Below are 24,262 nucleotides of genomic sequence, written 5' to 3'. Positions count from 1 at the left end.
GGTCCAGTGGACCCTCCCGCTCTGGTCAACGCCAGGCGGCGGCCCCGAGTTCCCTGGTGTGCGCCCGGGCACGCGTCGGCCGTACGGGTGACGTGCTCATACGACTCTCCGTGCGCGCGGGAGCACGGGTGCCCCACGCGCGCGTGGCGAGTCCTCAGAACAGTCCGGTGGCGGCGAAGCGCAGGACCAGTTGGGGTACGCCGGACAGGGCGACGGCGAGGACGCCGGTGAGGGCGAGCGCGGCGGTGAGGGGGGCCGGGACCCGGTGCCGGGCGGGTTCGCCCTCGGGGGCGCGGAACAGCAGGGCCGTCCACTGCAGGTAGTAGAAGAGGGCGATCACCACGTTGACGGCCATGACCACGGCGAGCCAGCCCAGGCCCGCGTCGACGGCCGCGGAGAACACGGTGACCTTGGCGAACAGGCCGATGACGCCGGGCGGCAGCCCGGCGAGACACAGCAGGAAGAAGGCCAGGAGCAGGGCCGTGACGGGGTTGGTGGCGTACAGGCCGCGGTAGTCGCTGATCCGGTTGAGCGACTTCGTACGGCCCACCACGGCCGCCACCGCGAAGGCGCCGAGGTTCACGGCGGCGTACATGAGGGCGTACGCGACCGTCGAACCGATCGCCTTCTGGGGGTCCTTGACGTATCCGGCGGCGGCGATGGGCACCAGCAGGTAGCCGGCCTGGCCGACGGAGGACCAGGCGAGCAGCCGTACGGCGCTGTACGCGCGCGTGGCCTGCTGGCGCAGGGCGCCGACGTTGCCGACGGTCATGGTGAGCGCGGCCAGGGCGGCGAGCGCGGGCCCCCAGGCGTCGGCGTACGACGGGAGGGCGACGACGGTGACGAGGATCAGGCCGGAGAAGCCGACCGCCTTGCCGACGACCGACAGGTAGGCGGCGATGGGCAGCGGCGCGCCCACGTAGGTGTCGGGCACCCAGAAGTGGAACGGTACGGCGGCGGTCTTGAAGGCGAAGCCGACCAGGGTGAGGACGACACCGGTCTGGGCGAGGGTGTCGAGCTGCCCGTCGACGTGCTGGATCCGCTGCGCGACCTGGGTGAGGTAGAGGGTGCCGGTGGAGGCGTAGACGAAGCTGATGCCCATCAGGCTGACCGCGGTGGCGGTGACCGAGGACAGGAAGAACTTCAGGGCGGCCTCGGAGGACCGCTTGTCGCCGTGCCGGATGCCCACGAGGGCGAAGGCGGGCAGGGAGGCGACCTCCAGGGCGACGATCAGGGTGGCCAGGTCGCGGGAGGCGGGCAGCAGGGCGGCGCCGGCGGCCGAGGACAGCAGCAGGAACCAGAACTCCCCTGGCGGGACGCGCCGGCGGTCGTCGTCCAGGTTGGTGACCGACAGCAGGGCCGCGAGCAGGGCGCCGCCGAGGACGAGGAACTGGATGACGAGCGTGAAGTGGTCGGCGGTGTAGCTGCACACGTTCGCCTGCCCGGTCAGGCAGAAGGTGCTGCGGTCGCCGTCCAGGAGCGGCAGCAGCATCAGCGCGGCGGCGGCCAGGCCCGCGACGGAGACCCAGCCGAGCAGCGGCTTGCGCGCCTCCGGCACGAACAGGTCGGCGACGAGCACCGCGAGCGCGACCACCGCGGCGATGGTGGGCGGGGCGATCGCGAGCCAGTCGACGGACTGGACCGCTGACTGGGCCAGCGGCTGGGCCAGGGCGCTCATCGGGTGCCTCCTGCGAGGAGCTGCTGCACGGCCGGGTCTGTCAGGCCGAGCAGGACCCTCGGCCACAGCCCGGCGAGGACGGTGAGGGCGACGAGCGGGGTCCAGGCCGCGAACTCGTAGCCGTGCACGTCTGCGAGCTTCGGGACCTCCTGCCGCACGTCGCCCATGCAGACCCGGCGGACCACGACGAGCATGTACGCGGCTGTCAGCAGGGTGCCGAACGCGCCGATCGCCATGAAGGTGAGGAACGCGGGCCGGCTGAGGTCGGCGGCGGGGTTGAACGCGCCGAACAGGGCCAGCATCTCGCCCCAGAACCCGGCGAGTCCGGGCAGCCCGAGGGAGGCCACGGCGCCGAAGGCGAGCAGCCCGCCGAGGCGCGGGGCCTTGCCGTACAGGGCGGCGCCCGACTCCTCGGCGAGGGTGTCCAGATCGGTGCTGCCCGTCCGGTCCTTCACGGCGCCGACCAGGAAGAACAGCAGGCCGGTGATGAGGCCGTGGGCGATGTTGGCGAACAGGGCGCCGTTCACGCCGGTCGGGGTCATGGTGGCGATGCCCAGCAGGACGAAGCCCATGTGACCGACGGAGGAGTAGGCGATGAGGCGCTTCAGGTCGCCCTTCGCGCCCTGCTTGGCCAGGGCCAGGCAGGCCAGGGACCCGTAGATGATCCCGACCACGGCGAACGCGGCGAGGTAGGGCGCGAAGGTCTGGAAGCCCTCCGGCGCCACCGGCAGCAGGATTCGAACGAACCCGTACGTACCCATCTTCAGCAGGACGCCGGCCAGCAGGACCGAGCCGACGGTCGGGGCCGCGGTGTGGGCGTCGGGCAGCCAGCTGTGCAGCGGCCACATCGGCGTCTTGACCGCGAGCCCGACACCGATCGCCAGAACGGCGATGACCTGCACGGACGTGGTCAGCGAACGGCCGTTGTCAGTGGCGAGTGCCACCATGTCGAACGTGCCCGCCTTGATCCCGATCAGGAGCAGGCCGAGCAGCATGACGACGGAGCCGAGCAGGGTGAACAGGATGAACTTCCACGCGGCCCGGGTCCGGCCCTCGCCGCCCCAGCGGGCGATGAGGAAGTACATCGGGATGAGCACCGTCTCGAACGCGAGGAAGAACAGCAGCAGGTCGAGGACGGCGAAGGTCGCGAGGGTGCCGGACTCGAGCAGGAGCAGCAGCGCGACGAAGCCCTTGGGGGACGGGCCCGTGGGCGGCTTGAAGTACGAGTAGAGCGCGCAGAGGAAGGTCAGCAGCGCGGTCAGGACCAGAAGGGGGAGGGAGATGCCGTCGATGCCGAGGTGGATCCGCACGTCGAGTGCCGGGATCCAGCTGATGTCGGTCGTGGCCTGCATCTTCGACGGATGGTCGTGGTCGAAGCCGAGCGCGAGGACGATCGCGGCGACGAGGATCACGCCGGTCACGGTCACGCCGTGCCGCAGCACGGCCTGCCCGGGCGACTTCCCCTTCAGTCCGGGCGGGGCCGGGAGGAGGGCGGCGACGGCGCCGAGGAGCGGGCCGCCGACGACGAACGCCAGAAGGAACTGCATCACGGACTCGTTGATATCGATCACGCCTGCTCACGCTCCCGTGGCGACGAGGAGGACGGCGACCGCCAGGACGACGGTGCCGGCGAGCAGCGCGCTCACATAGGTCTGCACATTGCCGGTCTGCGCCCGCCGTACGGCGGCCCCGAGCAGCCGGGGCAGGGCGGCCGCGCCGCGTACGTAGGTGTCGACGACCGCGCTGTCGAGGAACCGGACGAGACTCGCTCCGGCCTGGACCGGTCGGACGAACAGCGCCGAGTACACGGCGTCCAGGTGGAAGCCCGCGGCCGCGTGCCGGTGCAGCGGACCGAGCAGCAGACGGCCGGGGTCGGCCGGGTCGGGCGCGTAGGCGATGTCGCCGTAGGCGGGCTCGTGGCTGGCGATGGCCTCGGCCTCGACCAGGCCCGCGTCGCCTTCGGGGTGGGCGGCGACCGCGCCCAGCGTGACGTGGGCGGCGAGTGTCCTGGTGCGCTGCCAGGCGCCGTAGGTGAGCAGTCCCCCGACCAGCGCGAGACCGGTACCGAGGACGGAGGTGAGGAGGGTCGGGGTGAGGCCGCGGCCGTCGAACCAGCTGGGCAGCGAGCGGTAGGCGAACCCGCCGAAGGCCAGGGACGGCACGGCCAGGACCCACAGCACCACGGTCATCGTCAGCGGCTGGCGGCCGTGGTCGGGGGCCTCCGCGCCCCGGCCGCGGAAGGCCAGCAGCCACAGGCGGGTGGCGTAGGCGGCGGTGAGCAGGGCGGTGACCAGGCCCGCGACCAGGACCAGCCAGCCGGCGGCGCCGGGGGCGTGGTCGGTGTGGCCGCTGATCACGTGCTCGGCGGCGCCGAGGACCGACTCCTTGGAGAAGAAGCCGCTGAAGGGAGGGACCGCGGCGAGGGCGAGCAGCGCCACGGTCATCGTCCAGTAGGCGTCCGGGACGCGGTCGCGCAGGTGGCTCATCCGGGACATGGCGGCCAGTGAGTTGGTGCCGGCGGCGTGGATGATCACGCCGGCCGCGAGGAACAGCAGCGCCTTGAAGGCGCCGTGGGACAGGAGGTGGAAGACGGCGGCACCGCGGTCGCCGACGGCGAGGGCGCCGGTCATGTAGCCGAGCTGACCGATCGTCGAGTAGGCGAGGACGCGTTTGATGTCGTCCTGGGCGAGCGCGGCCAGACCCGAGCCGGTCATGGTCACGGCGGCCATGACGGCGAGGACCACCATCGCGGCCTGTGAGGCCTCGAAGACCGGAAGGAGACGGGCGACGAAGTAGACACCGGCGGCGACCATCGTCGCGGCGTGGATCAGTGCCGAGACGGGTGTCGGGCCCGCCATCGCGTCGGGGAGCCAGGTGTGCAGCGGGAACTGCGCCGACTTTCCGGCCACGCCCGCGAGGAGCAGCAGGGCGATGACGGTCGGATGGTCGAGGCCGCCGCTCGCGACCGTGCCGAGGACCCGCGTGATCTGGAACGACCCGGCGTCGGTGCCGAGGGCGAACAGGCCGATGAGGAACGGCACGTCGCCGAGCTTCGTGACCAGGAAGGCCTTCAGGGAGGCGGCACGGGCCTCGGGCGTTTCCCAGTAGTGGCCGACCAGGAAGTAGGAGCAGATGCCCATGACTTCCCAGCCGACCAGCAGCACGATCAGGTCGCCCGAGTAGACGACCACGAGCATCGCGGAGGTGAAGAGGGAGACGAGGGCCGCGTAGGAGGGGTAGCGCGGGTCGTCGCGCAGGTAGCCGGTCGAGTAGATCTGCACGCAGCTCGCGACGAAGGCGACCAGGACGGCGACGAGCGCGGCGAAGCCGTCGATGTCCAGGGCCAGGTCGATCGGGACCGAACCCGTGGGGGTCAGCTCTGTCTGGGCCAGGATGGCCGGGCCGCCGCCCTGGCGTACGGCGACGAGCGCGGCCAGCACGAGCGCGGCCAGCGCCGGCAGGACGGCGAGCGGGCGGACAAAACCGGGGGCGGTACGGCCCAGGAGCAGACCGGCCGCGGCGCCCAGGAACGGCAGGAGGGGGACGAGTACGGCGAGGGTGGTCGTGGTCACGCGGTGGCCTCAGCCTTCTCGGCCGCGGGGGTGTCGGTGCCGGGGCCGTCGGTGTCGTCGCCGTGGCCCTCGGCGGTGTCGCGGAGCTTGTCGATGTCGGAGGTGCCTCGGTTGCGGTACACGGCGAGCACGATCGCCAGGCCGATGCCGATCTCGGCGGCGGCGATGGCGATGGTGAACAGGGTCAGCGCCTGGCCGGAGTGCAGGGTCTCCTCGGCGGCCCGGCTGAGCCAGACGTCGAAGGCGACCAGGTTGAGGTTGACGGCGTTGAGCATCAGCTCGACCGACATCAGGACCAGGATCGCGTTGCGGCGGGCGAGGACGCCGTACAGACCGGTGCAGAAGAGGAGGGCGGAGAGGACGGCGGGATAGGCGAGATGCATCAGCGGGCGCCTTCCTTGCCGGAGACCGCGGGGGTGGCTTCCCCTGCGGTGGCGGGCGGGGCATCCGCGTCCGCCTTGGCCTTGCGGGACAGGACGATCGCGCCGACCAGCGCCGCGAGGAGGAGAACGGAGAGGGCCTCGAAGGGCAGGACCCAGTTCTGGAAGAGGCTCTCGCCGGTGACGCGGGTGCTGCCGGCGGCCGGGCCGTTCAGGTCGATCCAGGTCGTGCGGAACGCGTCGACGACCACCCACACCAGGGCGCCGGCGGCGACCACGGCGACGGCGAGGGCGACCCAGCGGTTGCCGGAGTCGGCGTCCGGGGAGCGGCCGATGGGGGCCCTGGTGAGCATCAGACCGAACAGGAGGAGGACGACGACGGAACCGACGTAGATGAGGACCTGCACCCAGGCGATGAACTCGGCGGTCAGCAGCAGGTACTCGACGGCGAGGCCGCCGAGTGTGACCACCAGCCACAGGGCGGCGTGGACCAGCTGCCGGGTGGTGACGGTGACGAGGGCCGCGCCGAAGGTGACCAGGCCGACGAGCAGGAAGGCGATCTCGACACCGGTCGGGGACAGGAAGCCGTGCTGGGCTGCGGCGAGGCTCACGACTCACCCTCCTGAGGCTGCTGCGGTTCCTGTGCCACGGCCTGTGCGGCGGCCAGCTTCTCGGCCGTCTTGCGGGCGGCGGCGATCTCCTTCGGTTCCTCCGCACCGGGATCCGGCGCGGGCGGGGCCGGGACGGTCCACATCCACTCGCGGAGCTTGTCGCGCTCGTGGGTGAGGTCGCGGATGTCGGTCTCGGCGTACTCGAACTCCGGGGACCAGAACAGCGCGTCGAAAGGGCAGACCTCGATGCAGATGCCGCAGTACATGCACAGGGAGAAGTCGATGGCGAACCGGTCGAGGACGTTGCGGCTGCGCTCGCGTCCGCCGGGGGCGGCCGCCGGGACCGTCTCCTTGTGGGAGTCGATGTAGATGCACCAGTCCGGGCACTCACGGGCGCACAGCATGCAGACCGTGCAGTTCTCCTCGAACAGGCCGATCACGCCGCGGGTGCGGGGCGGCAGTTCGGGCAGGGCGTCGGGGTACTGCTCGGTGACGGTCTTCTTCGTCATCGTGCGCAGGGTGACGGCCAGGCCCTTGGCGAGGCCGGAGCCGGGGATGGGCGCCATGGCTACTGGATCACCACCTTGACGATGCCGGTGAGGGCGATCTGGGCGAGGGAGAGGGGGACGAGGAGGGTCCAGGAGAGCTTCTGGAGCTGGTCCTCGCGCAGGCGGGGATAGGTCACGCGGAGCCAGATGACGACGAAGGCGAGGATCGCGGTCTTCAGCAGGGTCCACAGCCAGCCCAGGCCGTCGGCTCCCCAGGGGCCGTGCCAGCCGCCCAGGAAGAGGACGGTGGTCAGGCCGCACAGGACGATGATTCCGGCGTACTCGGCGAGCAGGAACAGGGCGAACCTGAGGCCGGTGTACTCGGTGTACGCCCCGAAGATGATCTCCGAGTCGGCGACGGGCATGTCGAAGGGCGGGCGCTGCAGCTCGGCGAGGCCGGCCACGAAGAACACGACCGCGCCCACGATCTGCCAGGGCAGCCACCACCAGTGGAAGGCGTGCAGGATGCCGGGCAGGGAGACGGTGCCGGCCGCCATGGCGACGGAGGCCGCGGCGAGCAGCATCGGGAGTTCGTAGGCGAGCAGCTGGGCCGCGGTGCGCAGGCCGCCGAGCAGGGAGAACTTGTTCGCGCTGGCCCAGCCGGCCATGAGCGAGCCGAGGACGCCCACGCCCATCACGGCGAGCACGAAGAAGACGCCCGCGTCCAGGACCTGGCCGACGGCCCCCTCACTCGGCCCGATCGGGATGGCGAGCAGGACCAGCAGGTACGGCAGCAGGGCCACGGCGGGGGCCAGTTGGAAGACGCGGCGGTCCGCGCCCGCCGGGACCACGTCCTCCTTCTGCGCGAACTTGACGCCGTCGGCGATGAGCTGGGCCCAGCCGTGGAAGCCGCCCGCGTACATCGGGCCGAGGCGGCCCTGCATGTGGGCCATCACCTTGTGCTCGGTCTGGCCGACGATCAGGGGGAAGGTGAGGAAGACGACGAACACGACGAGGAGTCGCAGGGCGACGTCCAGCGCGCCGTTCACTGCGGGCCTCCTGTGGGGTCGTCGGGGGTGTTGCGCTCTTCGGTCGCCTCGGGTGCTCCGGGCCGGGGCGGCTCGGGTGCGCTGTTCTCTTCCGGCGCCTGCTCCGGTTCGGGCACCTGCTCCGGCCGAGGCTCGGGCGCCCGGGCCCGTGTCGGCTCCGGTGCCTGCTCGGGCTCCGCTTCCGGTGCCGGCGCCTCCTCCGGCTCCGGCGCCTGCGCCTGCTTCTGTTCCTCGTCGAACGCCGGGCGGGCGTGGTGCCACGGGGCGTCCGAGCTGCCCGGGGCCGCGCTCCGCCGTGCGGGGCGGTCGGAGCCGTCCGGTTCGGCCGGCTCCGCCGGTGCGGGTTCCGCCGGTGCCGGTTCCGCTGCCTCGGGCCGCTGCGAGGCCGAGCCCTGCGAGGCGCTGCGTGCGCGGCGCGGCCGTACAGGGGCCGCCGAGGGCTCGTGGGCCACCGAGGCCTCCGCCGCGGGTCCTTCGGCCGCCTTGCTGGAGGCATCGCCCTCGGCCGCCGTCTGCTTCCGCTCCACCGCGTCCTGTGCCGGAGCCGCTGCCTGACTCACCGAGCCCTCGCTCGCGCTCCGCGTCCGACGGGGCCGAGCAGCCGCACCGGCAGCGGCTCCCGCAGCGGCGTCGGCACCGGCACCGGTGGTCTCCCCGGCCTCGGCCTGGCCGGCGGAGCCCTCCGCCGCCGTACGCGTCCGCCGTACCGGCCGTTCGCCCGCCGCACGCGCGGGTCGCTCGCCCGCCGCGCGCCCCGCTCCCCGGGCCGGACGCGCCGGTGCGGGAGGCAGCTGGCCCTTGAGGGGGCCCCACTCGTTGGGGTCCGGGACACCCGGCGGCAGCATCTGGCGGCGCTTGGGCCCGCCGTGGTCGGACTCGCCGGGCTCCTTGGCGCCCGGCCACGCCTTGGCGACCCGGGCCGCGAGGACGAAGTCCTTGCGCAGCGGGTGGCCCTCGAAGGTCTCCGGCAGGAGGAGGTGATCCAGGCCCGGGTGGCCCTCGAAGTCGACCCCGAACATCTCGTGCGTCTCGCGCTCGTGCCAGGCCGCACCGGCGTAGACGCCGACGGCCGAGGGCAGCGTCGGCGCCTCGTGCGGGACGGTCGTCCGCAGCAGCAGCCGGCGGACCGGCGAGAGGGCGACGACGTGGGCGGAGACACGGAAGCCCGTACCCGGTTCGTCGACCGCGCTCAGCCAGTCGAAGTAGGTGCAGGACAGGGTCGTACGGGCGGTCTCCAGGGCGGTGAGCCAGGAGGACGGCGGAACGTCCACCGTCAGGACCTCGTAGGCCTCCTCGGCGGTGGCCTCCGTGCCGAACAGTTCCTCGGCGGGGGCGGGCAGCCAGCCGGCCGTGCTCATCGCGCTTCCCCCTCGCCGGCCATGGGGACCGGCGGCTTCACGAGGCCGCTCTGCAGGGCGGCGGCGGACGGCCGGGCAGGCCCGTACCGGTCCTCCAGTGACTCTCGGGCGATCTTCTCCTGGAGCTTGAGGATGCCCTGGAGCAGCGCCTCGGGACGAGGCGGGCAGCCGGGGACGTACACGTCGACCGGGATGATCTGGTCGACGCCCTTGGTGACGGAGTAGGAGTCCCAGTAGGGGCCGCCGCAGTTGGAACAGGCGCCGAAGGAGATGACGTACTTCGGTTCCGGCATCTGCTCGTACAGGCGCTTCACCGCCGGGGCCATCTTGTCGGTGACCGTGCCGGAGACGACCATCAGGTCGGCCTGCCGGGGGCCCGGCGCGAAGGGAATGACGCCGAGGCGGATGAAGTCGTGGCGGGCCATCGACGCGGCGATGAACTCGATCGCGCAGCAGGCGAGGCCGAAGTTGAACACCCACAGCGAGTAGCGGCGGCCCCAGTTCAGGACCACCTTCATGGGCTCGGGGGCGAGCCGGGCGAGCGCGCCCAGCCGCTTCGGCTCGGGAAGCGGCACGGGCTCGGAGACCGACGGAGTCGAGGCGTTCACGTCCATGCCAGGACCCCCTTCTTGTAGGCGTACAGCAGGCCCACGGCCAGGAAGCCGAGGAAGATGAACATCTCCACCAGGGTCGTCGCACCGTAGCCGGGGGCGGCGAAGACCGTCGCCCACGGGAACAGGAAGATCGAGTCGACCGCGAAGATCACGTAGAGGAAGGCGTAGACGTAGTAGCGGACCTGGGTGTGGGCCCAGCCCTCGCCGACGGGATCGACGCCGCACTCGTAGGTCAGGAGTTTCTCCGGGGTGGGCACCACCGGGCGCAGCAGGCGGCCGGCGCCGAAGGCGACCGCGACGAAGAGCACGCCGATCAGGGCGAGCAGTCCCACGACCGAGTACGACCGGAAGTAACCGGCCGCGACGTCCGCCGCGGCGACCGTCGAGGTCCCCCACGTCTCCCGCACCGTCCGCCCTCGCTCCCTGACCTCGTGACCTTGTGACCTTGTGCCTCAGCGCTGCAACGCGCTGCGACGTGATTCGAGGATCTGTACGCACGGGAGTCTAGGCCCTGATAAAGACGCGGTAAGCAGCCCGTCACACCGTGAGACGCGAGGACCCTGTGGAGGGTGGGGTTTTCCCCCGGGCACGGAGGCGGCGGACCGCATGGCGCGACGGGTGCCGGGCACGGCAGGCTGGCCGCCATGACCGCTTCCGCCTCCGCCTCCGAACGGACCGACGGCACCGACCGCCTCCCTCCGGCCCGGCTCGCCCTGGGCGCGCACACCTGGAGGGAGATCGCGCATCTCCTGCTGAACCTGCCGGCGTCGCTGTTCGGCTTCACGTACGTGTTCACCGTGGTGCTCGTCAGCGGGGTCCTCACTCTCACGGTGGTCGGGCTCCCGCTGCTGGCCGTCTGTCTGCTGGGCGCCCGCCAGCTGGGCAAGCTGGAGCGGATCCGGTCCCGGGCGCTGCTCGGGGTGCACGTCGAGGAGCCGACTCCGCTGCCGCTCGCCCGGGGCGGCGGGCCGGTGCAGCGGCTGTGGCTGGCGCTGAAGGACCCGGTGGGCTGGCGGACGCTGCTGTACGACCTCATCCGGCTGCCCTGGGGGGTTCTCACCTTCACCATCGTGCTGACCTCGCTGTTCGTGCTGTGGCCGGTGCTGCCGTTGATCGCGCGGGGGCTGAGCAACGTGGACCGGGCGATGGTGCGCGGGCTGCTCTCGCCCTCCGACGAGCTGGAACGCCGTATCGCCGAGCTGGAGTCGGACCGGGGGGTCGTGGTCGACACGGCGGCCGCCGACCTGCGCCGCATCGAGCGGGATCTGCACGACGGGGCGCAGGCGCGGCTGGTGAACCTGGCGATGGGTCTGGGCCTGGCCAAGGAGAAGCTGCTGGAGGATCCGGATTCGGCCGCGGCGATGGTGGACGAGGCGCACGGCGAGGTGAAGCTCGCGTTGCAGGAGCTGCGGGATCTGGCCCGGGGCATCCATCCGGCCGTGCTGACCGACCGCGGCCTGGACGCGGCCCTGTCCTCGGTCGCCTCGCGCTGCACGGTGCCGGTGAAGGTGACGGCGGACCTGCCGGACCGGCCGGCGGCGGCCATCGAGGGCATCGCGTACTTCACCGTCTCCGAACTGCTGCAGAACATCAGCAAGCACAGCGGGGCGCGCGCCGCCTCGGTGGACGTGTGGCGCTCGGAGGACCGGCTGCTCATCCAGGTCCGGGACGACGGCCGCGGGGGCGCCCGGTTCGAGGGCGGCAGCGGGATGCGGGGCCTGGCGGAGCGGCTCGGGGCGGTGGACGGCCTGTTCGTGGTCGACTCGCCGGTCGGCGGGCCGACGGTGGTCACGGCGGAGCTGCCGTGGCGGAACCGCAGGGACTGAGCGGGGCCGCCCCCGCCGAGGCGGTGGACGCCCTACGGGGGTGGGGAAAACCCCCGGTCCAAGACGCCGACGGCCTCCATGGCCCGCGCGGGCGCCGCACACCAGGCTGGAGGCACGGCACCAACGCCGTCAGAACGAGGAGAACGGGACGACACCGATGGCCACGGAGTACGGACAGGGGTACGGGCGGGGACACGGGCACCCGGCCGGATCCGGCTTCACCGCCCCCGAGGGGGACCGGCGGCACCTGCTGCCCGCCGTCCTGCGGACGCCCGTCGAGGCGCGCAGCCTGCGCGAGTTCGCCCATGTGCTGCTGGGCCTGCCGATCGCGATCGTGCTGTTCACTTGGACGGTCACCATGGTGGCGCTCGGCGCGGGCCTGCTGGTGACCTTCCTCGGGATACCGGTGCTGGCGGTGGCGCTGGCCGGCTGCCGGGGCATCGGCGCGCTGGAGCGCACGCGGGCGCGCGCCCTGCTGGGTCTTGAGGTGGCCGCCCCGGAGCCGCTGCGGCCGGCCAAGCCGGGCGTCTTCGCGTGGATGGGCGCGGTCCTGAAGAGCGGCAGCTCGTGGCGGCACCTGCTGTACGCGCTGCTGCAGTTCCCCTGGGCGGTGTTCTCGTTCGTCGTGGCGGTGAACTTCTGGGCGTACGGCTGGGCGCTGCTGACGTACCCGCTGTGGTTCTGGGTGTTCCCGCTGTACGGCGGCCAGGGCGGCCTGCAGCTCTACGGCGACGAGCACCACACCGTCTATCTCGACAACCCGTTCGAGATCACCCTGACCGCGCTGGTCGGACTGCTGTTCACGCTGGCCACGCCGTGGATCGTGCGGGCGCTGACCGCGGTGGACGGACTGCTGGTGCGCGGGCTGCTCGGGCCGTCGCGGCTGTCGGCACGAGTGGTGGAGCTGGAGTCGGACCGCGGGGTCGTGGTCGACACGGCGGCCGCCGACCTGCGCCGCATCGAGCGGGACCTGCACGACGGGGCACAGGCCCGGCTGGTGGCCCTGGCCATGGATCTGGGCCTGGCCAAGGAGAAGCTGCGGGAGGACCCGCGGGAGGCGGCCCGGATGGTGGAGGACGCGCACGGCGAGGTGAAGACGGCCCTGCAGGAGCTGCGCGACCTGGCACGCGGCATCCATCCGGCCGTGCTGACCGACCGCGGCCTGGACGCGGCCCTGTCCTCGGTCGCCTCCCGCTGCACGGTGCCGGTACGGGTAGAGGTCGACCTGCCTGCCCGGCCCGCGGCGGCCATCGAGGGCATCGCCTACTTCACCGTCTCCGAACTGCTGCAGAACATCAGCAAGCACAGCCGGGCCCGCTCGGCCTCGGTGGACGTGTGGCGCTCGGAGGACCGGCTGATGATCCAGGTCATGGACGACGGCGTGGGCGGCGCGGACGCCTCAGGGGGCTCGGGCCTGGCGGGCCTGGCCGGCCGTCTGGACGCGGTGGACGGCGTCCTCGTGGTGGACTCCCCGGCCGGCGGCCCCACCCGGGTGATCGCCGAGCTGCCCTGGCGGGCCTGACCGAACCCGTCCGACGGGGAAATCCCCGACACCGCGCTTTCCCCGGCTCCCGCGCATGACGGCCCGAATGCTGGAATGCTGGACTTCCGTACGAGACGCCGTCGGAAGGTCGGGCTGTGGGGGGCCGGGAGATCGTGGAGGACAGGGTGCGGGTGGTCATCGCCGAGGACTCGGTGCTGCTCAGGGAGGGCCTGACCCGACTGCTGACCGACCGTGGGCACGACGTCGTGGCGGGCGTCGGAGACGCGGAGGCGCTGCTGAAGACCATCGCCGACCTGGACGCGCAGGGCGAACTGCCCGACGTCGTGGTGGCGGACGTGCGGATGCCGCCGACACACACCGACGAGGGCGTGCGCGCGGCCGTGAAGCTGCGCAAGGCGCACCCGGGGCTCGGGGTGCTGGTGCTGTCGCAGTACGTCGAGGAGCGCTACGCCACCGAACTGCTGGCCGGGTCCAGCCGGGGCGTCGGCTATCTGCTGAAGGACCGGGTCGCCGAGGTGCGTGAGTTCGTCGACGCCGTGGTGCGGGTGGCCGGGGGCGGCACGGCGCTGGACCCCGAGGTGGTCGCGCAGCTGCTCGGGCGCAGCCGCAAGCAGGACGTGCTGGCGGGGCTCACTCCGCGTGAGCGCGAGGTGCTGGGGCTGATGGCGGAGGGGCGGACGAACTCGGCCGTCGCCCGGCAGCTGGTGGTCAGCGACGGGGCCGTGGAGAAGCACGTCAGCAACATCTTCGTGAAGCTCGGACTGTCCCAGAGCGACGGCGACCACCGGCGTGTTCTGGCCGTTCTGACCTACCTGAACTCGTAACGGGCCGACACTGTGTCAGCAGCGCGTCAGTCCGTCCGGCTTCTGTGGAGGGGCGGGTACCCGGGTGGGAGGCGACAGGAGAGAACCGGAGGAATCGCGGCGAGCGTCTTCATGGACGCTTCAGCGGTGCGGGACATCATGACAAGTCAGCGCTACGGGCCGTCTCGAAAAGCCGTCCATCATTCGGATGGCCGCGGGAAGGCGACCCTAACCGACGTAGGGTTGATCCTGGGATGGTCCGTGGGAAGACCACGCCCGGACAGCCGCCTCGAAGGAGGTCCAGTTCAGTGACCAGCCAGGTCAGCAGCCCAGCGGAGCAGGCCGACGCAGCCGTCGTGGGAGAGCAGCGCAAACCGGGCGGAGCGAAGGACGTGCGGCGCCTGGACCGGGTGATCATCCGGTTCGCGGGGGACTCGGGCGACGGCATGCAGCTCACAGGTGACCGGTTCACCTCGGAGACCGCGTCCTTCGGCAACGACCTCTCCACCCTCCCCAACTTCCCCGCCGAGATCCGCGCCCCCGCCGGCACCCTCCCCGGCGTCTCCTCGTTCCAGCTCCACTTCGCCGACCACGACATCCTCACCCCGGGCGACGCGCCGAACGTGCTGGTCGCGATGAACCCGGCCGCTCTGAAGGCCAACATCGGCGACCTGCCGCGCGGCGCCGAGATCATCGTCAACACGGACGAGTTCACCAAGCGCGCCCTGCAGAAGGTCGGCTACACCGCCTCGCCGCTGGAGGACGGCTCGCTGGACGGCTACAACCTGCACACGGTGCCGCTGACCACCCTCACGGTGGAGGCGCTGAAGGAGTTCGACCTCTCCCGCAAGGAGGCCGAGCGCAGCAAGAACATGTTCGCCCTGGGCCTGCTGAGCTGGATGTACCACCGGCCCACCGAGGGCACCGAGAAGTTCCTGAAGAGCAAGTTCGCCAAGAAGCCCGACATCGCGCGGGCCAACATCACCGCGTTCCGCGCGGGCTGGAACTTCGGCGAGACCACGGAGGACTTCGCGGTCTCCTACGAGGTCGCCCCGGCGGCCAAGGCCTTCCCCGTCGGCACCTACCGGAACATCTCCGGGAACCTGGCCCTGGCCTTCGGCCTGGTCACCGCCTCGCAGCAGGCGGATCTGCCGCTGTTCCTCGGCTCGTACCCGATCACACCGGCCTCGGACATCCTGCACGAGCTGAGCAAGCACAAGAACTTCGGCGTGCGGACCTTCCAGGCGGAGGACGAGATCGCCGGCATCGGCGCGGCGCTGGGAGCGGCCTTCGGCGGCTCGCTGGCGGTGACGACCACGTCCGGTCCCGGTGTCGCCCTGAAGAGCGAGACGATCGGCCTCGCGGTCTCCCTGGAGCTGCCGCTGCTGGTCGTGGACATCCAGCGCGGCGGCCCCTCGACCGGGCTGCCGACCAAGACCGAGCAGGCGGACCTGCTGCAGGCGATGTTCGGCCGCAACGGCGAGGCGCCGGTCCCGGTCGTCGCCCCGAAGACGCCGGCCGACTGCTTCGACGCGGCGCTGGAGGCGGCACGGATCGCGCTGACGTACCGCACCCCGGTGTTCCTGCTGTCCGACGGCTATCTGGCCAACGGCTCCGAGCCGTGGCGGATCCCGGACCTGGAGGAGCTGCCGGACCTGCGGGTGCAGTTCGCGCAGGGCCCGAACCACACGCTGGAGGACGGCACCGAGGTCTTCTGGCCGTACAAGCGGGACCCGCAGACCCTGGCCCGCCCGTGGGCGATCCCGGGCACGCCGGGCCTGGAGCACCGCATCGGCGGCATCGAGAAGCAGGACGGCACGGGCAACATCTCCTACGACCCCGCCAACCACGACCTCATGGTCCGCACCCGCCAGGCCAAGATCGACGGCATCGAGGTCCCGGACATCGAGGTCGACGACCCGCACGAGGCGAAGACGCTGGTCCTGGGCTGGGGCTCGACCTACGGCCCGATCACGGCGGCGGTACGGCGGCTGCGCGCGGCCGGCGAGTCGATCGCGCAGGCGCACCTGCGCCACCTCAACCCCTTCCCGCGCAACCTCGGCGCGGTGCTGAAGCGGTACGACAAGGTGGTGATCCCGGAGATGAACCTCGGGCAGCTCGCCACCCTGGTCCGGGCGAAGTACCTGGTGGACGCCCACTCGTACAACCAGGTCAACGGCATGCCGTTCAAGGCGGAACAGCTCGCCGCCGCGCTGAAGGAGGCCATCGATGACTGACGCCACCAACGGGCTGCTGCAGCTGGTCCCGAAGGCCGAGGCCAAGCAGTCGATGCGGGACTTCAAGTCCGACCAGGAAGTGCGCTGGTGCCCGGGCTGCGGCGACTACGCGATCCTGGCCGCCGTCCAGGGCTTCATGCCGGAGCTGGGGCTGGCGAAGGAGAACATCGTCTTCGTCTCCGGCATCGGCTGCTCCTCCCGCTTCCCGTACTACATGAACACCTACGGGATGCACTCCATCCACGGCCGCGCCCCGGCCATCGCGACCGGCCTCGCGACCTCCCGCCGGGACCTGTCGGTGTGGGTGGTCACGGGTGACGGCGACGCCCTGTCCATCGGCGGCAACCACCTGATCCACGCCCTGCGCCGCAACGTCAACCTCAAGATCCTGCTGTTCAACAACCGGATCTACGGTCTGACCAAGGGCCAGTACAGCCCGACCTCCGAGGTCGGCAAGATCACCAAGTCGACGCCCATGGGTTCGCTGGACGCGCCGTTCAACCCGGTGTCGCTGGCGATCGGCGCGGAGGCGTCCTTCGTCGCGCGCACGATCGACTCCGACCGCAAGCACCTCACCGAGGTGCTGCGCGCGGCCGCCGACCACCCGGGCACGGCACTGATCGAGATCTACCAGAACTGCAACATCTTCAACGACGGCGCCTTCGACGCGCTGAAGGACAAGCAGCGGGCCGAGGAGGCGCTGATCCGCCTGGAGCACGGGCAGCCGATCCGGTTCGGGACCGAGGGCACGCGCGGTGTCGTCCGGGACCGGCAGACCGGCGACCTGAGGGTGGTGACGGTGACCGAGGAGAACGAGGCGGACATCCTGGTGCACGACGCGGGCTCCGCGTCCCCCACCACCGCCTTCGCCCTCTCTCGCCTCGCCGACCCCGACACGCTGCACCACACCCCGATCGGCGTCTTCCGCTCCGTCGAGCGGCCGGTCTACGACACCGCGATGGCCGACCAGCTCGACGTGGCCATCGAGCAGCACGGCAAGGGCGACCTGGCCGCGCTGCTGGCGGGCGGGGACACCTGGACGGTCGTCGGCTGAGCGCCGACCCGTTTCGCTACGAGGCCCGGGAGCGCGCTTCCCGGGCCTCGTCGTATGCCTGACGGGCCTTCTCCACCCGTCCCATGCGGGCGTCCGTCCACTGCGCCAGGGACCGCACCTGCTCCGCGGCCTCGCGGCCGAGGTCGGTCAGGGAGTAGTCGACGCGGGGCGGGATGACCGGCCGGGCGTCCCGGTGGACCAGCCCGTCGCGTTCCAGGGTCTGCAGGGTCTGGGTGAGCATCTTCTCGCTGACGCCCCGGCCGCCCCACCGGCTGATGGCCCGGCGCAGCTCGCTGAAGCGGTACGGCCGCTCGAGCAGCTCGATCAGGACGAGGACGCCCCAGCGGCTGGTGACGTGCTCCAGGACGAGCCGGTGCGGGCACAGCGCCTCGGACTCCGAGACCTTTCCACTTACTGCCACGTCAGTACCTTACTTCAAAGTGGGTACTTTCGCTTGGTTAGTGCCGCTCCTAGAGTGAGTGCCACAGGCATCCCACAAGGAGTTATGGATCATGAGCATCGTCGTCACCGGAGCCACCGGACACCTCGGCCGTCACGTGGTGGAGCAGCTGCTGGAGAAGGTTCCGGCGGAGCGGATCACCGCCGTCGTGCGCGACGAAGCGAAGGCCGCCGACCTCGCGGCCCGCGGGGTCCGCCTCGCCGTCGCCGACTACAACCGGCCCGAGACCTTCGACGGCCTGTTCGCGGCCGGCGACAAGGTCCTGCTGATCTCCGGCAACGAGTTCGACAAGGGCCGGGCGGGTCAGCACAAGGTCGTCATCGGCGCGGCCAGGGCCGCGGGCGTGGCGCTGCTGGCGTACACGAGCGCCCCCGGCAGCCTCACGGCCGCGCTCGCCGACGACCACCGTGCCACCGAGGAGGCGCTGCTCGCCTCCGGTCTGCCGTACAGCCTGCTGCGCAACGGCTGGTACCACGAGAACTACACCGAGAACCTGGGCCCGGTGCTGGAGCACGACGCGGTCGTCGCGGCGGCCGGCGAGGGCCGGGTCTCCTCCGCCGCGCGCGCCGACTACGCGGCCGCCGCGGTCGCCGTGCTGACCGGCGAGGGGCACGAGAACACCACGTACGAGCTGGGCGGCGACGAGGCCTGGAGCTTCGCCGAGTACGCGGCCGAGCTGAGCCGGCAGACCGGCCGGGAGATCGTCTACAACTCCGTCTCCACCGAGGCGCTGCAGGGCATCCTGGCCGGCGCCGGGCTGCCGGAGCCGCTCGCCGGGATCCTCGCCGGCGTCGACGTGTCGATCGCGAAGGGCGAACTGGCCGTCTCCACCGGCGACCTGTCCCGCCTGGCCGGCCGCCCGGCCACCCCGCTCGCCGAGGCGATCACCGCCGCGCTCAAGGGCTGAACCGCTCCGTCGGAGAACCCGCGAGCACCCCACCCCCGCCTGTCATGACCGTATGGCGATACGGGCATGACAGGCGGGGGTGTTCGGCGTTACCTTCGTTCTCGCGTGCGTGTGTGGAATGGAGAGGGAGGGGCCCGTGGCCGGGACGTCCAAGGGTGAGCACCGGACAGGGCTGCTGAACGGTTTCGCCGCGTACGGCATGTGGGGGCTGGTCCCCCTGTTCTGGCCGCTGCTGAAGCCCGCCGGGGCCATGGAGATCCTGGCCCACCGCATGGTGTGGTCCCTCGTCTTCGTCGCCGTCGCCCTGGTGGTCGTACGGCGCTGGGCCTGGGCCGGCCAACTGCTGCGGCAGCCGCGGCGGCTGGGGCTCGTGGTGGTGGCCGCGGCCGTCATCACCGTGAACTGGGGCGTCTACATCTGGGCCGTGAACTCCGGCCACGTGGTCGAGGCCTCCCTCGGCTACTTCATCAACCCGCTGGTGACCATCGCGATGGGCGTGCTGCTCCTGAAGGAGCGACTGCGGCCCGCGCAGTGGGCGGCGGTCGGTGTGGGCTTCGCCGCCGTCGTCGTCCTGACCGTCGGCTACGGCCGACCGCCGTGGATCTCCCTCTGTCTCGCCTTCTCCTTCGCCACCTACGGGCTGGTGAAGAAGAAGGTCGCCCTCGGCGGCATCGAGTCGCTGACCGCCGAGACCGCCGTGCAGTTCGTGCCCGCGCTCGGCTATCTGATCTGGCTCACCGCGCACGGCGACTCCACCTTCGCCACCGAGGGCGCGGGACACGGGGCCCTGCTCGCCTCGACCGGCTTCGTCACCGCGCTGCCGCTGGTCTGCTTCGGCGCGGCGGCGATCCGCGTACCCCTGTCCACGCTGGGGCTGCTGCAGTACCTGGCCCCCGTCTTCCAGTTCCTGCTGGGCATCCTCTACTTCCACGAGGCGATGCCGGCCGAGCGCTGGGCCGGTTTCGCGCTGGTGTGGCTGGCGCTGGGCCTGCTCACGGCCGACGCGCTGCGCTCCGCGCGCAGGCCGAGGGTGGTCATCGTGCCGTCCCGCGTCGAGGCGGCGCCCGACTCCGCCCCGGTGGACGCCTGACCCGGACCGGATGTCAGTGGCGGCCGCTATAAGTGGTGTCCATGCCGACGCAGACACCCGCACCACTGCACTGGAAACTCGTCATCGACGCCGCCGACCCGCACGCGCAGGCCGACTTCTGGGCCGCCGCGCTGCACTACGAGGCCGAGGACAACGGCGCGCTCGTCGAACGGCTGCTGTCGTCCGGCGCGCTGCCCGAGGCGGCCACCGTCGAGTACCACGGCCGTCCCGCCTTCCGTGACCTGATCGCCGTACGGCACCCCGACGACTCCTACGACCCGGACTCGGGCACCGGGCTGGGGCGGCGGCTGCTCTTCCAGCGCGTGCCGGAGGCGAAGACGGTCAAGAACCGGCTCCACCTCGACCTGCACGCCGGCGACGGCCGGCGCGCGGACGAGGTGGCACGCCTGGAGGCGCTGGGAGCGCGGGTCCTGCGCGAGGTGAAGGAACCCGGCGGCGAGTGGGTGCTGATGGCGGACCCGGAGGGCAACGAGTTCTGCGTCCAGTAGCCGGCCGGGGGCGCGGGCGGGTGGCTTACGCCTGCGCCGCCCGGGCCGCGCGGTCGGTCAGGCGGACCATCCGGGCGCGGGCGGACTCCAGCGGTCCCGGGTCCTCGGCCGCGGGTCCCGGCTCCGCCGTGAGGTCCGTCCACAGGTCGATCAGGTCGCGGCCCATCCGCAGCCCCTCCTCCGGATCGCGGACCGCCCGCCACGCGGTGGCCGCGCTCTGCACGTTGCCGTAGGCCGCCTCCGCGTCCCGCGCCTGCCGGCGCAGCCGGGCGAGCTCCAGCGAGAGGTGGAAGGAGCGGACCGGGTCGCCGGCCAGGTAGGCGATGTAGGCGGTCAGTTCGCGCAGGTGCAGCACCTCGGGGTGGCGCGGGCCCAGCACCCCGGAGGCCTCGACGACCGTGCGGTCGGCGAGTTCCGCGGCGGTGTCGATAAGACCGTCCCGGACGGCCTCGTTGATCCGCGCCATCGGCCCGCCGAGCAGTTCGGCACCCTCGGCGGTCTCGGTCACCGGCTCGTCCCCGAGCACCTCTTCGGCAACGGCGTCGAAGCCGCGCGCTGGGGTGGGGGTGGCGGAGGTGGCCCGGGCGGGCTCGGGGTCGAGCAGCGGGGCGGGGGCCGAGGTGGGCGTGGGGCCCGGCATGGGGACGAGCGCGGGTGCGGGGCCGGGCGCCGGGGCGGATTCGGGTACGGGAACCACCACCACGGGGCCGGACGGCGGGGCCGGTTCCGGCGCGGCAACGGGGCCGGACCGCGGGGCCGATCCGGGTACGGCAACGGAGGCGGGGCGGGTTTCGGCTGCGGCCGGGGCGGCAACGGAGGCAGGGTCTGCGTCCGGCGCGGCCGATGGACGATCCGCGGCAGGGTCGGTGTCCGGCGAGGCCGTTGCCGTGGCCCGTGTCGAGGGTGCGTCCATGACGGGCGGAGGACCGAAGACTCCCGTGGGAGTCTTCACCGTGCCCGCCCCGGTGCCGGCGGCCGGCCGCGGCGCGACGGCGGACGGTTCCTCCGGCGCACCCCGCGGAGCGACTCGTACGGGATCTCCCGCCACCGTGCTGGAGCCGTCCGCCGCGACCTCGAGCGGAACCACGCAGCCGGCGCGTTCGTCGTGGATGGTGGCCAGTATGGGCGTGCCCAGGCTGATGGCCAGGCGCTGGAGGTGGTTCAGCACGGCCTGCTGGATGTCCTCGCCCGGTGCCGCGACGACCGCCGTCCCGCCCACCGACGCGCTGCCCGCGCCGGACACCCGGACATACACCGTCGCAGGGTGTGCCACGGGCTGCTGCGCCCGCTTCTTCTCGAAGCTGAGTCGAGACATCGGTTTCCTCGCTCCCCCGGCGTCGCGATCCGGTCGTACGCGTCCTACCAACCAGTCTGTCGGTTCAGGGCGGCTCCCGCGTAACCGCGACGTCACAGCCTCGCACCAGCCGTACCCTTGAGGAGACTGCTTGCGTGTGCATAAAATGCACACGCTTATATTCGCGGTACGACATCGCCTCACTCTGGGGGACCCATGAGCCGCCGCTTCCTGTTCGTCCTGGGCAGCGCCCGCCTCGAAGGCAACACCGAACTCCTGGCCCGCGCTGCCGCCGAGCAGTTGCCCGCGGACGCCGAGCAGCAGTGGATCCGTCTCGCCGAGCACCCGCTGCCCGACTTCGTGGACCTGCGGCACGACAGCGACCACGTGCGGCCGCCCGCGGACACCGAGACCGGGCTGCTGCTGGACGCCACGCTCACGGCGACGGACATCGTGATCGCCTCGCCGCTGTACTGGTACTCGGTGTCCAGCCTCACCAAGCGCTACCTCGACTACTGGTCGGCCTGGCTGCGCACCCCCGAGGTCGACTTCAAGGCCACGCTGGCCGGACGCACCCTGTGGGGCATCGCCGCGCTCGCGGACCGGGAGCCGTCGGTCGCCGACCCCTTCACGGGCACGCTCAACAACTCCGCCGCCTACCTGGGGATGCGCTTCGGCGGCGTGCTGCTGGGCAACGGCAGCGCCCGCGGGGACGTGCACAAGGACACCGACGCGCTGGCACGCGCCAAGACCTTCTTCGCCCAGGAGGCGCCGCTCGCCCGCTTCCCGTACGAGGACGCCTGAGACGTCCTTGGGCGTTGACGCCCTCGTCCCTACGCGTTGATGTCCTTCGTCGTGAACCGCGCCCAGGCCGCCGAGCCGAACACGGCCGCGTACAGGCCCTGCAGGCCGAGGTTCTTCACCAGGTCGTCCCAGTAGACGGGGTCGCGCATCAGGTCGGCGAAGGACAGCCAGTAGTGGGAGAAGAAGTACGGCTGCAACGCGTGCAACTGGGGTATCTGGTCGAGGATCTGGACGGTGATGAGCAGGCCGACGGTGGTCGCCATCGCCGCGATGCCACTGTTGGTCAGGGTCGACACGAACAGGCCGAGGGCCGCGACGCCGACCAGTGAGGCGGCGACGACCAGGGCGATCAGCAGCGCCCGGCCGAGGCCCTCGGCAAAGGTGATCCGGGTGCCGGAGATGGTCGTGAGGTCGCCGAGCGGGAACAGCAGGGCGCCGACGATCAGTGCGGAGACGGCCACGACCAGGGTGGCCAGCACGCAAAAGGCCATGACCGTCGTGTACTTGGTGAGCAGCAGACGGGTCCGGCCGGCCGGGGCGACCAGCAGATAGCGCAGGGTGCCGCCGCCCGCCTCGCCCGCGATCGCGTCGCCCGCGACGACGCCGACCGCCATCGGCAGGAAGAACGGCAGGGTCGCGGCGAGTGCCGTGAACACCAGGAACAGGCCGTTGTTGGTGATCTGCGCGATGAACGCCGGCCCGCCGCCGCCCGGGCCCCCGGTCGAACCGCCCCGGGTCTCGATCCTGACCGCGATCCCGACCAGTACGGGCACCGCCGCCAGCACCCCGAGCAGCGCGAGCGTGCGCCAGCGGCGGACGGTGGTCACCAGCTCGCTGCGCAGCAGCCCGAACGTCCACAGCGGACTGGTCCGGCGCACCGCCGGTGCCCGCGGTGCCTCAGCCCGCGACATCGAAGCCCTCCCCCGTCAGTGCCACGAACGCGTCCTCCAGCGAGGCCCGTTCGAGCGTGAGGCCCCGCACGCGGACGCCCGCCGTGACCAGGGCCGCGGTCACCTCGGCGAGGTCACGCTCGGGCGGCTCACCGGTCACCCGGTCGCCGTCAGCGGTGACGTCCCCGACGCCCTGCTCCTTCAGCACCCGGGCCGCCTCGCCCGGATCGGGTGTGGTCACCACCAGCCGGCCCCGCGCCCCGGCCGCCAGGTCGGCCACCGCGCCCTGCGTGACCAGGCGGCCCCGGGCCATCACCGCCGCGTGCGTGCACACCTGCTCGATCTCGTCGAGGAGGTGGGAGGAGAGGAACACGGTCGTGCCGTCGGAGGCCAACTCCCGGACCAGAGAGCGGATCTCGCGCATGCCCTGCGGGTCGAGGCCGTTGGTCGGCTCGTCCAGGACCAGCATCCTGCGCGGCTGCAGCAGGGCGGCTGCCAGGCCCAGGCGCTGCTTCATGCCGAGCGAGTACGCCCTGGCCTTCTTGCCCGCGGCGGCCGTCAGGCCCACCCGGTCCAGTGCGGCCGCGACCCGTGCGCGCCGGGTGCGCGGATCGGCGGTCGGGTCGGCGGCGTCGTAGCGCAGCAGGTTGTCGCGGCCGGAGAGGAACCCGTACAGGGCGGGTCCCTCGATCAGCGCACCCACGTGCGGGAGGACGGCGCGGCCTGACCTGGGCATGGGGCGGCCCAGGACGCGAACCGTGCCCGAGGTCGGCTCGATCAGGCCCATCAGCATGCGGATGGTGGTGGTCTTGCCGGAGCCGTTGGGGCCGAGGAAGCCGAAGACGCTGCCCGCCGGGACGGTCAGGTCGAGACCGTCGACGGCGAGCTGTCCGCCGCGGTAGCGCTTGGTGAGACCGCGCGTGGCGATGACGTGCCCCGCCGCGTCTGCGTCTCCCGAGTCCCGCTCCGTGGCGGACGGTTCGTCCATCGGCTCCCCCTCGATTCCTCGTGGCCGGGGGGGGGGGGGGGGGGGGGGGGGGGGGGGGGGGGGGCGGGGGGGGGTGGGGGGGGGGGGGGGGGGTGGGGGGGGGGGGGGGGGGGGGGGGGGGGGAGGGGGGGGGGCGGGGGGGGGGT

The 24,262-nt window shown here is 72.2% G+C and carries 23 protein-coding genes; 9 read left to right on the top strand and 14 right to left on the bottom strand.

Translation table 11 applies throughout. The features are described 5' to 3' along the window. Positions 1–154: 154 nt before the first annotated feature. The 10 genes from AC07CM_RS25320 to AC07CM_RS25275 are packed head-to-tail and all read right to left on the bottom strand — an operon-like array spanning position 155 to position 10,157. The gene (locus AC07CM_RS25320; RefSeq protein ID WP_478878742.1) at positions 155–1,678 is read right to left on the bottom strand and encodes an NADH-quinone oxidoreductase subunit N; all 1,524 of its coding nucleotides are present in this window, start codon (positions 1,676–1,678) and stop codon (positions 155–157) included. After that, entirely contained in the window at positions 1,675–3,249 is a 1,575-nt protein-coding gene (locus AC07CM_RS25315; RefSeq protein WP_478878741.1) for an NADH-quinone oxidoreductase subunit M, read from the bottom strand. Before AC07CM_RS25315 ends, AC07CM_RS25320 begins: the two co-directional genes overlap by 4 nt. Positions 3,250–3,255: 6 nt before the next feature. Continuing rightward, on the bottom strand, positions 3,256–5,250 hold the full coding sequence (locus tag AC07CM_RS25310) for an NADH-quinone oxidoreductase subunit 5 family protein (protein ID WP_478878740.1): 1,995 nt from the start codon (positions 5,248–5,250) through the stop codon (positions 3,256–3,258). Next, positions 5,247–5,633: an NADH-quinone oxidoreductase subunit NuoK gene (gene nuoK, locus AC07CM_RS25305; RefSeq protein WP_391327434.1), complete on the bottom strand. Its 387-nt coding sequence runs from the start codon at positions 5,631–5,633 to the stop codon at positions 5,247–5,249. Before nuoK ends, AC07CM_RS25310 begins: the two co-directional genes overlap by 4 nt. Next, positions 5,633–6,241 (bottom strand): NADH-quinone oxidoreductase subunit J family protein, encoded by a 609-nt coding sequence (locus AC07CM_RS25300; RefSeq protein ID WP_478878739.1) that lies wholly within the window; start codon positions 6,239–6,241, stop codon positions 5,633–5,635. Before AC07CM_RS25300 ends, nuoK begins: the two co-directional genes overlap by 1 nt. After that, complete coding sequence (locus AC07CM_RS25295) at positions 6,238–6,807, bottom strand: NuoI/complex I 23 kDa subunit family protein (RefSeq protein ID WP_478878738.1); 570 nt, start codon at positions 6,805–6,807, stop codon at positions 6,238–6,240. The genes AC07CM_RS25300 and AC07CM_RS25295 overlap by 4 nt, the downstream gene beginning before the upstream one ends. 2 nt (positions 6,808–6,809) lie before the next feature. Continuing rightward, positions 6,810–7,778, bottom strand: coding sequence for a complex I subunit 1/NuoH family protein (locus AC07CM_RS25290; protein ID WP_478878737.1), 969 nt, complete (start codon positions 7,776–7,778; stop codon positions 6,810–6,812). Next, positions 7,775–9,136, bottom strand: a complete 1,362-nt coding sequence (locus AC07CM_RS25285; RefSeq protein WP_478878736.1) for an NADH-quinone oxidoreductase subunit C — start codon at positions 9,134–9,136, stop codon at positions 7,775–7,777. The genes AC07CM_RS25290 and AC07CM_RS25285 overlap by 4 nt, the downstream gene beginning before the upstream one ends. Beyond that, a complete protein-coding gene (locus tag AC07CM_RS25280) occupies positions 9,133–9,750 on the bottom strand; it encodes an NADH-quinone oxidoreductase subunit B (protein WP_478878735.1) in 618 nt (205 codons plus the stop codon). The genes AC07CM_RS25285 and AC07CM_RS25280 overlap by 4 nt, the downstream gene beginning before the upstream one ends. Continuing rightward, a complete protein-coding gene (locus AC07CM_RS25275) occupies positions 9,741–10,157 on the bottom strand; it encodes an NADH-quinone oxidoreductase subunit A (RefSeq protein WP_478878734.1) in 417 nt (138 codons plus the stop codon). The genes AC07CM_RS25280 and AC07CM_RS25275 overlap by 10 nt, the downstream gene beginning before the upstream one ends. Positions 10,158–10,394: 237 nt before the next feature. Between AC07CM_RS25275 and AC07CM_RS25270 the strand changes: the two genes are divergently transcribed. The 5 genes from AC07CM_RS25270 to AC07CM_RS25250 all read left to right on the top strand — a co-directional run bounded on the left by AC07CM_RS25270 (position 10,395) and on the right by AC07CM_RS25250 (position 17,174). Beyond that, the gene (locus tag AC07CM_RS25270) at positions 10,395–11,576 is read left to right on the top strand and encodes a sensor histidine kinase (RefSeq protein ID WP_478878733.1); all 1,182 of its coding nucleotides are present in this window, start codon (positions 10,395–10,397) and stop codon (positions 11,574–11,576) included. A 157-nt stretch (positions 11,577–11,733) separates the two neighbouring features. Beyond that, a complete protein-coding gene (locus AC07CM_RS25265; RefSeq protein WP_478878732.1) occupies positions 11,734–13,098 on the top strand; it encodes a sensor histidine kinase in 1,365 nt (454 codons plus the stop codon). Positions 13,099–13,244: 146 nt separating this feature from the next. Next, positions 13,245–13,904, top strand: a complete 660-nt coding sequence (locus AC07CM_RS25260; protein WP_478878786.1) for a LuxR C-terminal-related transcriptional regulator — start codon at positions 13,245–13,247, stop codon at positions 13,902–13,904. A 287-nt stretch (positions 13,905–14,191) separates the two neighbouring features. Next, positions 14,192–16,120, top strand: coding sequence for a 2-oxoacid:acceptor oxidoreductase subunit alpha (locus AC07CM_RS25255; RefSeq protein WP_478878731.1), 1,929 nt, complete (start codon positions 14,192–14,194; stop codon positions 16,118–16,120). After that, positions 16,113–17,174, top strand: coding sequence for a 2-oxoacid:ferredoxin oxidoreductase subunit beta (locus tag AC07CM_RS25250; protein WP_478878730.1), 1,062 nt, complete (start codon positions 16,113–16,115; stop codon positions 17,172–17,174). The genes AC07CM_RS25255 and AC07CM_RS25250 overlap by 8 nt, the downstream gene beginning before the upstream one ends. Before the next feature lie 16 nt (positions 17,175–17,190). Here AC07CM_RS25250 and AC07CM_RS25245 read toward each other — a convergent pair whose 3' ends face one another. Beyond that, complete coding sequence (locus tag AC07CM_RS25245; RefSeq protein ID WP_478878729.1) at positions 17,191–17,595, bottom strand: winged helix-turn-helix transcriptional regulator; 405 nt, start codon at positions 17,593–17,595, stop codon at positions 17,191–17,193. A 91-nt stretch (positions 17,596–17,686) separates the two neighbouring features. Here AC07CM_RS25245 and AC07CM_RS25240 point away from each other — a divergent pair, with 91 nt between their 5' ends. The 3 genes from AC07CM_RS25240 to AC07CM_RS25230 all read left to right on the top strand — a co-directional run bounded on the left by AC07CM_RS25240 (position 17,687) and on the right by AC07CM_RS25230 (position 20,140). After that, positions 17,687–18,541: an SDR family oxidoreductase gene (locus AC07CM_RS25240; protein ID WP_478878728.1), complete on the top strand. Its 855-nt coding sequence runs from the start codon at positions 17,687–17,689 to the stop codon at positions 18,539–18,541. Positions 18,542–18,677: 136 nt separating this feature from the next. Next, entirely contained in the window at positions 18,678–19,631 is a 954-nt protein-coding gene (rarD, locus tag AC07CM_RS25235) for an EamA family transporter RarD (RefSeq protein ID WP_478878727.1), read from the top strand. 41 nt (positions 19,632–19,672) lie between these two features. Beyond that, positions 19,673–20,140, top strand: a complete 468-nt coding sequence (locus AC07CM_RS25230) for a VOC family protein (RefSeq protein WP_478878726.1) — start codon at positions 19,673–19,675, stop codon at positions 20,138–20,140. Between the two features lie 25 nt (positions 20,141–20,165). Here AC07CM_RS25230 and AC07CM_RS25225 read toward each other — a convergent pair whose 3' ends face one another. Further along, positions 20,166–21,455, bottom strand: a complete 1,290-nt coding sequence (locus AC07CM_RS25225) for a tetratricopeptide repeat protein (protein WP_478878725.1) — start codon at positions 21,453–21,455, stop codon at positions 20,166–20,168. 195 nt (positions 21,456–21,650) lie between these two features. On the opposite strand from AC07CM_RS25225, the gene AC07CM_RS25220 reads away from it, so the two are divergent. Continuing rightward, positions 21,651–22,238: a flavodoxin family protein gene (locus tag AC07CM_RS25220; RefSeq protein ID WP_478878724.1), complete on the top strand. Its 588-nt coding sequence runs from the start codon at positions 21,651–21,653 to the stop codon at positions 22,236–22,238. 29 nt (positions 22,239–22,267) lie between these two features. On the opposite strand, the gene AC07CM_RS25215 is transcribed toward AC07CM_RS25220, so the two are convergent. Next, positions 22,268–23,149, bottom strand: coding sequence for an ABC transporter permease (locus tag AC07CM_RS25215; protein ID WP_478878723.1), 882 nt, complete (start codon positions 23,147–23,149; stop codon positions 22,268–22,270). Beyond that, the gene (locus tag AC07CM_RS25210) at positions 23,136–24,116 is read right to left on the bottom strand and encodes an ABC transporter ATP-binding protein (RefSeq protein ID WP_478878722.1); all 981 of its coding nucleotides are present in this window, start codon (positions 24,114–24,116) and stop codon (positions 23,136–23,138) included. Before AC07CM_RS25210 ends, AC07CM_RS25215 begins: the two co-directional genes overlap by 14 nt. Positions 24,117–24,262: the final 146 nt, after the last annotated feature.

Source organism: Streptomyces sp. NPDC044061 (assembly GCF_056434305.1).
This window is presented reverse-complemented; position numbering and strand designations above follow the sequence as displayed.

Bases quoted from the DNA above. Each gene is read 5' to 3' on its own strand.
- AC07CM_RS25270 (WP_478878733.1), top strand. From the start codon at position 10,395: ATGACCGCTTCCGCCTCCGCCTCCGAACGGACCGACGGCACCGACCGC.
- AC07CM_RS25230 (WP_478878726.1), top strand. From the start codon at position 19,673: ATGCCGACGCAGACACCCGCACCACTGCACTGGAAACTCGTCATCGAC.
- AC07CM_RS25220 (WP_478878724.1), top strand. From the start codon at position 21,651: ATGAGCCGCCGCTTCCTGTTCGTCCTGGGCAGCGCCCGCCTCGAAGGC.
- AC07CM_RS25320 (WP_478878742.1), bottom strand. From the start codon at position 1,678: ATGAGCGCCCTGGCCCAGCCGCTGGCCCAGTCAGCGGTCCAGTCCGTC.
- AC07CM_RS25295 (WP_478878738.1), bottom strand. From the start codon at position 6,807: ATGGCGCCCATCCCCGGCTCCGGCCTCGCCAAGGGCCTGGCCGTCACC.
- AC07CM_RS25265 (WP_478878732.1), top strand. From the start codon at position 11,734: ATGGCCACGGAGTACGGACAGGGGTACGGGCGGGGACACGGGCACCCG.
- AC07CM_RS25210 (WP_478878722.1), bottom strand. From the start codon at position 24,116: ATGGACGAACCGTCCGCCACGGAGCGGGACTCGGGAGACGCAGACGCG.
- AC07CM_RS25225 (WP_478878725.1), bottom strand. From the start codon at position 21,455: ATGTCTCGACTCAGCTTCGAGAAGAAGCGGGCGCAGCAGCCCGTGGCA.
- AC07CM_RS25240 (WP_478878728.1), top strand. From the start codon at position 17,687: ATGAGCATCGTCGTCACCGGAGCCACCGGACACCTCGGCCGTCACGTG.
- nuoK (WP_391327434.1), bottom strand. From the start codon at position 5,633: ATGCATCTCGCCTATCCCGCCGTCCTCTCCGCCCTCCTCTTCTGCACC.
- AC07CM_RS25285 (WP_478878736.1), bottom strand. From the start codon at position 9,136: ATGAGCACGGCCGGCTGGCTGCCCGCCCCCGCCGAGGAACTGTTCGGC.
- AC07CM_RS25215 (WP_478878723.1), bottom strand. From the start codon at position 23,149: ATGTCGCGGGCTGAGGCACCGCGGGCACCGGCGGTGCGCCGGACCAGT.
- AC07CM_RS25280 (WP_478878735.1), bottom strand. From the start codon at position 9,750: ATGGACGTGAACGCCTCGACTCCGTCGGTCTCCGAGCCCGTGCCGCTT.
- AC07CM_RS25250 (WP_478878730.1), top strand. From the start codon at position 16,113: ATGACTGACGCCACCAACGGGCTGCTGCAGCTGGTCCCGAAGGCCGAG.